Source organism: Limnoraphis robusta CS-951 (assembly GCF_000972705.2).
In genome coordinates this window covers 1-10,499 of the sequence record NZ_LATL02000341.1, presented here as the reverse complement: position 1 = coordinate 10,499, position 10,499 = coordinate 1, and the positions used below count along the sequence as shown (strand labels likewise).

Annotated in this window: 7 protein-coding genes and 3 pseudogenes; 8 read left to right on the top strand and 2 right to left on the bottom strand. The window is 41.9% G+C overall.

All coding sequences use genetic code 11. From position 1 onward, the window contains the following. Positions 1-79: 79 nt before the first annotated feature. Entirely contained in the window at positions 80-343 is a 264-nt protein-coding gene (locus tag WN50_RS37945) for a CAP domain-containing protein (RefSeq protein WP_425354851.1), read from the bottom strand. 111 nt (positions 344-454) lie between these two features. On the opposite strand from WN50_RS37945, the pseudogene WN50_RS36700 reads away from it, so the two are divergent. From WN50_RS36700 to WN50_RS28720, 7 genes and pseudogenes are all read left to right on the top strand, one after another. Further along, positions 455-800, top strand: a pseudogene (locus WN50_RS36700) (reverse transcriptase/maturase family protein); the annotation flags it as partial. A 33-nt stretch (positions 801-833) separates the two neighbouring features. After that, on the top strand, positions 834-1,352 hold the full coding sequence (locus WN50_RS36695) for an HNH endonuclease (protein WP_235441173.1): 519 nt from the start codon (positions 834-836) through the stop codon (positions 1,350-1,352). 5 nt (positions 1,353-1,357) lie between these two features. Beyond that, a complete protein-coding gene (locus WN50_RS28740; protein ID WP_235441172.1) occupies positions 1,358-2,539 on the top strand; it encodes an RNA-guided endonuclease InsQ/TnpB family protein in 1,182 nt (393 codons plus the stop codon). A 32-nt stretch (positions 2,540-2,571) separates the two neighbouring features. Continuing rightward, positions 2,572-2,772: a hypothetical protein gene (locus WN50_RS28735; protein WP_046278183.1), complete on the top strand. Its 201-nt coding sequence runs from the start codon at positions 2,572-2,574 to the stop codon at positions 2,770-2,772. 261 nt (positions 2,773-3,033) lie between these two features. Beyond that, positions 3,034-3,246 carry a type II toxin-antitoxin system HicB family antitoxin gene (locus WN50_RS28730; RefSeq protein WP_046278182.1) on the top strand — a complete coding sequence of 71 codons (213 nt, stop codon included), beginning with the start codon at positions 3,034-3,036 and terminating at the stop codon, positions 3,244-3,246. A gap of 200 nt (positions 3,247-3,446) precedes the next feature. Further along, positions 3,447-4,322 (top strand): annotated as a pseudogene (locus tag WN50_RS28725) (helicase HerA domain-containing protein); the annotation flags it as partial. Between the two features lies 1 nt (position 4,323). Continuing rightward, positions 4,324-5,328 (top strand): ATP-binding protein (locus WN50_RS28720; RefSeq protein WP_152964959.1); only part of this gene is annotated, 1,005 nt, incomplete at its 5' end. Between the two features lie 169 nt (positions 5,329-5,497). Here the strand turns inward: WN50_RS28720 and WN50_RS28715 are convergent. Further along, a complete protein-coding gene (locus WN50_RS28715; RefSeq protein ID WP_046278180.1) occupies positions 5,498-7,390 on the bottom strand; it encodes a chloride channel protein in 1,893 nt (630 codons plus the stop codon). A gap of 2,465 nt (positions 7,391-9,855) precedes the next feature. Between WN50_RS28715 and WN50_RS28710 the strand changes: the two are divergent. Next, positions 9,856-10,488: pseudogene (locus WN50_RS28710) on the top strand (sigma-70 family RNA polymerase sigma factor); the annotation flags it as partial. Positions 10,489-10,499 lie beyond the last annotated feature (11 nt).

The following is a 10,499-nucleotide window of genomic DNA, read 5'->3' as shown; positions in this document are numbered from 1 at the left end:
CGCGGATATTAAGGGCGCATTCGACAACATCAGTCACGAATTCACACTCAAAGCCATCGGAGAAATACCGGGAAGAGAGTTAATTAAACAGTGGCTGAAAGCAGGGTATGTAGAATCTGAAATATTCCACGAAACGGAAAGCGGAACACCAAAAGGGGTCCGAAAATACCGAAGGCCCGAACTGCGCCAGGTTTTCCGCGGTGCCTTCCGACAGCAGCGTGCGATCAAAAGCGGCGATCCGGGCCGCGTGCGCCCGCCCGTTTGGGGTCTGGTGACTGAAGAAATCATTGAGCCCCATATCGAGACTATGAAACCGCGCTGCCGGACGGAGCCCGGGTCGCACGCTTAAGGTGCTGAGCCCATGATCTGCTCGGGCTTTGTTCACAGCATCAATGAAGAGTTGCTCCGTGACCGGGTCAAACCGAAACGCATCCGGCGGTGAGTCCAGACAGGACTGTCCATTACTTTTCGGCTAATTTTTCCTCTACTGGCTAACATAGCGCTGGATGGAATCGAGCAATTCCTAAGTCAATTCAAGAAAAGGCAAGGGAAGAACAAGTCTCCTAGAGCGCCTAAATATGGATTCGTCAGATACGCTGACGACTTCATCATCACCGCCGAAACTCTCATAGATATTGAGGAAATAATTCCCTCGGTAAAGGAACTCCTCAAAACAAGAGGACTGGAGTTAAATGAGGATAAAACCAATATTGTTCATGTAGAACAAGGATTCAATTTTTTGGGGTTCAATGTCCGCCACTTCCAGGGAAGCTGTCTAGTAAAACCTCAAAAGGAAAAAGNGAAACTACTATAAACACGGGGTAAGTAGCGAAGTGTTCAGCTATGTTGACCACCAAATTTTCCAGGCAATCTGGAAATGGTCACTAAGCAGACATCCAAGCAAGGGGAAGAAGTGGGTAGCAGGGAAGTATTTCATCACCGCTAATGGCAGGAAATGGAGCTTTCACGCAATAGTCGAAGATAGAAATGGGAAGAAGAAAAACCTAATCCTAACGAAGCTCGGAGACTTACCAATAACCCGTCACGTCAAAATCAAGGGAACAGCATCCCCCGACGACCCCAAACTAACCGAATACTGGGAAAAACGTAGAACCAACTACGGGAAAACATACTTTGCAAGAGGTTCAAAGCTATTTAAAGTAGCCCAAAACCAAAGCTGGAAATGCCCAATATGCGGTGAACACCTGTTTAATGGAGAAAAGCTACACACCCACCATAAAGTGCAAGTAAAGGATGGGGGTACTAACAGGGAAGACAACCTAGTCCACCTACACCTCACCTGCCACAAGCACGTACATACGGGTAAATGTTCTGAGACTCTGGAGGCTTGAGCCGGATGATGGGAAACTGTCAAGTCCGGTTCTTAGGGGGGAGAGATGCGGCGACGTATGCTCTCCTACCCGACAACAAGGCAGTTAGACTATGGCGAGATGAACGGGATGTAGATAAATCTCGTATCTCTCGACTATGTAAAGAGTTGGCGAAAGAATTTCCTTTTGCCAAGAAACTCAACTCGATGGCACGTCAAGCCTCGGGCGAGAGAGCTTGGAATTCAATATCTAGCTTCTACCGTCGTTGCAGAGAGGGAGCCAAGAAAAAAGGCTATCCTCAATTCAAAAAGTATTGTCGTTCAGTGGAATATAAAACCACAGGCTACAAACTTTCAAGTGATTGTAAATCGATTAATTTTACAGATGGTTTCAAAGCGGGAAAATTTTCTATTTTCTGTAATTCAGAAGTTAGAAAAGACCTGCTAACCTTAAACATTAATCGGGTCAGAGTTGTTAGGCGAGCTGATGGGCATTATGCACAATTTTGTTTTGATGCTAATCGTTCCGAGCCTGGAACTTATACAGGGAATGTAGTCGGTTTAGATTTAGGTTTAAACTACTTCTATAAAGACCAAAACGACAATGCAGCAATCCATCCAAAGTATTTGAGGAAGGCTGAAAAACGAATCAAAAAGCTACAACGACAACTGTCTAGAAAGTTTGTCAAAAGTAAAAAACCTCAATCAAACAACTACCATAAAGCACGAAAAAGACTTGGGAAATGCCATCTAAAGGTTCAACGCCAGCGTAAAGATTGGGCTGTAAAGTTAGCCCGATGCGTAGTGGCATCTAACGATGTCGTGGTGTACGAAGATCTCAAAATACAAAATATGGTCAAGAACCATCATTTGGCTAAGTCGATTTCCGATGCGAGTTGGTATCAATTCACCCAATGGTTAGACTATTTTGGAAAAGTATGGGACAAAGCGGTAGTTTCTGTTAGTCCAAACTTCACATCTCAAGATTGTTCTAACTGTGATTTTAGAGTAAAAAAATCACTCAGTACCCGCACTCACAAATGTCCTAAATGCAAGACAGAGATTTGCCGCGATACTAACGCCGCGCTAAATATCTTGAAAAAAGGTATGAGTATTTTAGGGACTGAGTTTAATCAATACAGTACCGAAGGGCATTCGGAATCTGCCTCTTCCGAGGGAAAGCGAGGGCGTGACTTCGACCTCTGTTAATGAGGAGAAATCCGATTTAACAAGTCGTGTCGATGAACCAAGAATTAGCATTAGCTAAGAATCCCCCGAGTTTATTCGTGGGGAGTATGTCAATTTCTCAGACTTTGATTCCCTACGTCAGTGAAAAAGAACAAAAAGAACTAGATGAAATGTTTGGTTCACCGTCTGACTATGAAGATGAAGAATCAGTTGATATGACAGATTGGGTGAAACAGGGGCATAAAATTTCGTAAGAACGCGATTAAATTTTTATAAAAGGCAAATCTTGAAGACTCGGCGAAAATAGGAGAAAAACTCAATCAAATCCTGACTTTTGTTGAGGAACAGGGGATTATTCCTTTTACAGAACTTGACATCAAAAAAATGAGGGGAAATTGGGAATGATTTTATCGACTGCGTATTGGTAAAATTAGAATTGTCTTTCTAGTCGATATTGATTCTGCTGAAATTTAAATTTACACAATAGGGACTAGAGGAGATATCTATAAAAAGTGATGAATCATCATTATAGTATTTTTATCCAATGGTCAGATGAAGACCAAAAATATGTAGTGAGTTTGCCCGAGTTTGGCCCCTACGCTCATACACACGGAGAAACCTACGCAGAAGCACTCAAGAATGCAGAAGAAGTTTTAGAACTTTTAATTGCAGAATACCAACAATTAGGAATATCCCTTCCAAAACCTTTAACAGTGGTTTCTTCTTAAGTCATTTCTCACTTTAAACCAGAATCATGCAAGCGTCTTGCTTGTTGAAATCTAGAAATCTATCGAAATTGATCGGGTTATCGGTGAAAAGGTTGACGAAAATATCATAATATTAGATAGTAGATAGAGGTTAGCTTGGATAAACACGTTCACCCTTCACCTGAGTAACTGCCAACAAACACCTGATCAATTATAAATCGATGACCACAGAACAACCCCTCGGTTCCGTTATTCAAGGTTCCCTCACCAAAGGCTTAGAAGTTCGACTCAATGCTGATATCTCTGTCGAAGATATGAGAGTCGGGAAATTTTTAGTCGTGCGCGGTTTGCGATCGCATTTTTTCTGTCTCTTGACAGATGTTTCTTTGGGAACCAATAATCTGCGAATATTAGCCAATCCCCCGCAACCCAGTGATGATTTTTTGCAAGCCATTCTCGCAGGAAATAGCACCTATGGCACCATAGAATTAACCCCGATGTTAATGCTAAATCAGGCGGATGTACAATCAGAAGAAATGGTTCGTCGCCAACTCGAACAACAACAAGACAATCAAAAGAATGGTCATTTAACCCTTGCTTCCTTTCAAACCAATACAAACAGCGATATTCAACTTCTCCCGGTAAAAACTATTCCCACTCATTTTTCCCAGGTTTATGAAGCCAGCGAACGCGATTTTAGGGTGATTTTTGGCTGGGAAGATGACCCCCATCGTCGTAATTTTGCTATCGGTAAACCCATTGATATGGATGTTCCCGTCTGTGTGGATTTAGACCGAATGGTTGAACGCAGTAACGGGATTTTTGGTAAATCAGGGACGGGGAAATCGTTTTTAACCCGGCTATTATTATCGGGAATTATCAAAAAACAAGCGGCTGTTAATCTTATTTTTGATATGCACTCCGAATATGGTTGGGAAGCGGTTTCTGAGGGTAAAAAATTCAATACGGTTAAAGGTTTACGTCAACTGTTTCCTGAACGAGTTGAAGTCTATACCCTTGACCCCGAATCAACGAAACGGCGAGGAGTAAGAGATGCTCAAGAATTGTATTTGAGTTATGATCAAATTGAAGTTGAANAAATTCAATACGGTTAAAGGTTTACGTCAACTGTTTCCTGAACGAGTTGAAGTCTATACCCTTGACCCCGAATCAACGAAACGGCGAGGAGTAAGAGATGCTCAAGAATTGTATTTGAGTTATGATCAAATTGAAGTTGAAGATATTAACTTAGTGCAGCGTGAGTTAAATCTATCTGAGGCGAGTTTAGATAGTGCCAATATTCTCCGCAGTGAATTTGGGAAGTCTTGGATTTCTCAATTATTATCGATGACGAATGAGGAAATTCAACTGTTTTGTGATGAAAGGCGGGGTCACAAAGGGTCTATTATGTCGCTTCAGCGAAAACTGTTGCGGATGGAGAATTTAAAATATATGCGTCCGACTTCTCCGTTTAATTATATTGACCGAATTTTGCAGTCATTAGATGCCGGAAAAAATGTGATTGTTGAGTTTGGAACTCAGTCGGATATGCTATCTTATATGTTGGTGACGAATATGATTACTCGTCGAATTCATGCCTCTTATGTTCGCAAAGCTGATCGATTTCTTTCGTCTAAAAATCCCGTCGATAGACCAACACCTTTGGTGATTACGATAGAAGAAGCACACCGTTTCTTAGATTCTGCCATTGTCCGTTCAACGATTTTTGGTACTATTGCCAGAGAGATGCGAAAATATTTTGTGACGCTGTTAGTGGTTGACCAAAGACCATCAGGAATTGATGCGGAAGTCATGTCACAAATTGGCACAAGAATCACCGCTTTATTGAATGATGATAAAGATATTGATGCGATTTTTACTGGGGTTTCAGGCGGTCAAAATTTACGTTCAGTTTTGTCGAAATTAGACTCTAAACAACAGGCGTTAGTCTTAGGTCATGCGGTTCCCATGCCTGTGGTGATTCGCACTCGTGCCTATGATGAACAATTTTATCGCGAAATTGGTGATACAGCTTGGGAAGAAATGCCGGATGAGGAACTGTTTGAAGCCGCAGCATCAGCGATGGATGATTTAGGGTTTTAAATTCTATTCGATTGGAGATTAAAAACCCGGTTTCTGACAGAAACCGGGTTTTTGGGATGTCAGTTTCCGTTTAATTGGGTAATCTACAATAGAGAAGCAAAGCGGTATTAGTGGAGATTAAAAACCCGGATAGCGATATAAACCGGGTTTTTGAGATGTCAGTTTCCGTTTAATTTTGTACGGTAGAATAGGGAACCAATACAGTCTGAGTTGAGACTAAATCACTGGCTAGAGTCATTTTGTTTTTATCGAGAACACCGATTATTTTACGCGGGTTATCGGGATGAACAACAGGAAGTAGAAAAAGACCTCGGACTCTCATTTGTTCAAAGGCTTCACTGACTGAATCTTCTGGATGAACATAGAGAATTTCTGAGGTACAAATCTCGCCAATCTTTAAGTTCATTTCGCTTAAAGTATGCTCAAAATTTGCTTTTTCACTCAAAATTGACTGTATTTGTATCAGATTTCGCTTAATATCTGCTAAGGTAATCACACCGACTAAGAGTTTGGTTTCATCAACCACTAACGCGGTATGACATTTTGCTTGAATCATTTTCTGACCTGCTTCGATCAAAGAAATGGAGTCTAACAAGGTTAAATAAGAGAAATCCATGAGTGTTGCAATAGGAACTTTTTGCAAAATTTCTTGTTCGTTTTGCTGGGCTAAATTCATTCCCATTTGTTGCAAATTTAAACCCGCCACAGAACTTTTTGCTTTAATGCAATCCATCACCGCAATACTCACCCCGACTGTTACCATTAAGGGTAAAATAATCAAGTAGTTGCGAGTCATTTCAAACAAGAGTAAAATCGCCGTTAGTGGCGCTCTGACACTACTGGCTAGAACTGCTGCCATTCCCACTGTTGCATAAGCGGCAGGGGGGGAAATTTCAACAAAATCAGAGGGTAAAATTAACCCCAATACATGACCATAAATTGCTCCTAAACAAGCTCCCAAAAACATCGCAGGTGCAAAGACACCCCCAACAAAACCACTCCCTAGACTAATTGTCGTTGCAATTAATTTAAAGATTAACAGTAAACCTAATAATAATAGGGGAAATCTTTCACCTTGTAAGATGATTTCCAGGGTTTGATAACTAACCCCTAACGTTTGAGGAAGTTTGAGCGCGATTAAGCCAATGATTATTCCACCCAAAGCCGGTTTCAAGAAAGGTGGAATTTTACCCAAAAAACTTAAATAGCGAATCTCTCCCTGAAAACAAGCTCGCATCCATTTAATACCCTGGGTATAAGCTAAAGAGACACAACTCGCCAGTACACCTAAACCGACATAAAATATCCATTCCCAAGAACTAATAACTTGATAATCCGGTAAAATAAAAGCCGGATGAGCGCCTAAAAAAATACGAGAAACAATCGAAGAAAAAACGGCAGAGAGCAAAATTAAACTGGTGGCTGGAGCTGTGAAAAATGTTGCTCCGAGTACCACTTCTAAAGCAAAAAAAACACCCGCAATTGGAGCATTAAAACCCGCCGCGAGTCCGGCTGCTGCTCCTGCACCTAATAATAAGCGATAACGTTCTTGGGAAACTTGAAAAAATTGAGCGTATAAAATTCCAACGTGAGAACCAATTTCTACACTGGGACTTTCTGGCCCTAATGAGGCGCCTGTTCCCAAAGAAATAGCGGCAGCTAACATTTTAACGAAGGGTCGTAAAGGCGTGATATCTTGTACTCTCGCGTTGGTTAATAGGGTGGAAAAATCCTGTCCCAAAATTTTAGGAAACAGCCAACGCATTACTCCAATCATTAAGCCGCCTAAAACGGGAATTAAGGCGAGTGTCCAGGCTCCCCAGGTGTAAATTAGACTCATTAATCCCTCAAAGCTGAGGCTATAGAAGAAGTTAATCAGGGTATGAAATAATACCATTAAGAGTCCTGAACCTCCACCCACTAATAAGGCGGAAATGAACACGAGGGATTCGGGAGAGGGACGCCAACGATTGAGGAAATGAGTAGAGGAAGGAGAAAGGGAGAGGATTTTGGGTTCAGAGGGAAGCAGAACTTTTGGGGGTGGGGAAGTGGTAACAGTCATCTTTCAAAAAGCATTCTCAAAGTTCAAGGAATACAGGAATTTAAAATAGAGATTTTATCTTCATCTCCCAATATCCCCAACCCGGAAAAAACGAGTAGGGGTACAAGGACTATGGATGAAGACTATAGGAATTGGACAAAAAACTTACTGGGTCTCCCCTGTTTTCTTTTTTGAGTCTCTGTGTTGATTCCCTTCGCTGTGATTGAACGGAATCAGACAGATATCAGGGGCCGTAGTACCAGGTCAGCCTGTCTTTCGCAAGTTTTTGGACTGCGATTAACATTCCAAGAGACAAACCACCACTGCATCGAATCAGAAACGGGTGGTGAGGTGGAGAGTGAGCTGAACTCCAATCGCGAAAAGTTGATTCGTATTCTCCTATTCTTGATTCTAATTTAGCTTAAATTGCATCCGTTTGACAACCTAATTTGGGGTGAGTTTTCCCAACTGAAAGTCTTGCGGTTTTCCAGAGCTTTTTGTTCCTCTCCAAAGGAATTTTAAACCCCTAATGTTTTAACTTGATGATCGATGGGTAAAGGAAAAGTTATACCCTCCGTCCATTTTTTGGAAATCTCGGATTTCAGTTGAGATTTTAGAACTGAGAATTTTCACGCCGCCTTAGAGCTAGAAGTGAGTTCACTCTCAGTCTAAGCGTCCAACTTCAGAAAAAGCCTCATTGACAGGAGCTTGAGATCACTAACCCGAAGGCATCTCTCTCGCCTGGGGGTAATTCTCTGACAACAGATTAAGAAATACCAAAGTGCATCCTATTTTACGAATAGTTGAGGTGTATTATACAACAATACAAAAACCGTTAATAACATTCAGAGAAAAATGATTTTGATTTTCGTAAGCGGCAACTTGGGTCACTATTGCTAGGCTGGGAATTCCGGAAGTGGGACGGGTGACAATGGTGATTGTATTAAAGGCGGTGAATATTCCGATTACAGGAATTTGGCCGATTGTGATCGGGGATTGGTTTTTGGATCGCTATCGTACCAGATAAATATCTGGGGTGATGCTGTCGGTGTCAGTGCGATCGAACCCTAGCCCNGATTTTGATTTTCGTAAGCGGCAACTTGGGTCACTATTGCTAGGCTGGGAATTCCGGAAGTGGGACGGGTGACAATGGTGATTGTATTAAAGGCGGTGAATATTCCGATTACAGGAATTTGGCCGATTGTGATCGGGGATTGGTTTTTGGATCGCTATCGTACCAGATAAATATCTGGGGTGATGCTGTCGGTGTCAGTGCGATCGAACCCTAGCCCGAAAACCACCGAATATTCTTGTAGATGAAATTAAGCTTCCTGATCCGGCGATCAAGTCGGTCTGGAGAAAGGGGATACTCAAGGCGGTAGAGGCTTAGTTCAAAAAATTTGCAATTTGCTCAGGTCAAAAATTCAATATTAAGGTATAATGCTTTTTTCTGTTGATCCATTCTGCTGTCATGGCCTTCAGTGCGATCTGTCAATTTTGGAGACGTTTTCAGGTGATCAGGTACATTTCAACCGTTCAAACCCTAACTTGTATCCGAAAAGCTAAAAGCCGATTGCTGATTGTTCACATCCCTGTTTTTGGAGAGGATCACGTTCTCCCCAAATCAGAGCGGGATGTTTAGCACTCAAAGTTCCAAGATATTGGTAACAGTGGTGAGGAGGTTCAGATCTTCAGTGTAAATACGGATTGTGTGAGGAAAACAAGCAGAAAATAGTTCGGTTTTCTCGCATTCATTCTTCTGATAGATTTCAACTGTTTCTGGGCATGATAGTAAGTAAAGATAGAGTAAAGATAGAGGATGATTTACACAGAAAACCGAACAATGAATAGCTTGACTCATCCCCCATTATTCATGTAATAATGTAAAGGGAAGTAAAGGAGAAACAGATTTCTAGTTGGAACAAAATCCAACCGAGGGAAAAGCGGGGGTTGTTGCAGTCGAATAGCTTCTCGGAAGTCGAGGAACGATCAGACTCTTGAAGCGCAAGCCAATTACATATTGATTGCCAATTGAACTTACATCGTACTACGGTCGTCTAATAAAATTGAGTTAAACGATTACGGGAGGGAACCTGAGATACTATCGCAGCCTGTCGAGCGTTCCGGCTCCCCTGTCAAAACATAGAGTAGAAATCCCACAGGGTTAGACTTTCTACCAGTTTAAAAGAGAACCAACTCTGACGTTCTTTCCTACTCATTGTTGATCAGTCGAGTAGACTCACTACCCATTTTGATTCTGTTAAGGGAGTTTAATTTAAAATCATGGCTAAGGTAAACAATCTCAAAAAAGATCAATCCATCAAACGGAACACTCGACCAGGGGTTTCAGCAGACACCGTGCGGACTTATCNCTTTCTACCAGTTTAAAAGAGAACCAACTCTGACGTTCTTTCCTACTCATTGTTGATCAGTCGAGTAGACTCACTACCCATTTTGATTCTGTTAAGGGAGTTTAATTTAAAATCATGGCTAAGGTAAACAATCTCAAAAAAGATCAATCCATCAAACGGAACACTCGACCAGGGGTTTCAGCAGACACCGTGCGGACTTATCTGCATGAAATTGGTCGTGTTCCCTTGCTGACTCAAGAAGAAGAAATTCACTTCGGCAAGCAAGTTCAACACATGATGAAGCAGTTGGAAGCTAAAGATCAACTGACGAAAACACTGGGTCACGAACCCACAAAAACCGAGTGGGCGAAAGAAGTCGAATTAACGGAAGAGGAACTTGATAAAGTCATTGTTAGCGGTCGTCGCGCCAAACAAAAAATGATCGAAGCGAACCTACGTTTAGTCGTTTCAATCGCCAAAAAATACCAAAAGCGCAACATGGAATTCTTGGATTTAATTCAAGAAGGAACCCTCGGTTTAGAGCGAGGAGTCGAAAAATTTGACCCCATGCGGGGTTATAAATTCTCCACCTACGCTTACTGGTGGGTTCGACAAGCCATTACTCGGGCGATCGCTCAAAATGGTCGAACGATTCGTTTACCGATCCATATCACCGAAAAACTGAACAAAATCAAGAGAGTTCAACGGGATCTCGTCCAAAAATATGGTCGTAACCCAACACCGACGGAAATTGCAGAAGCGCTAGAGTAAAAACCCTC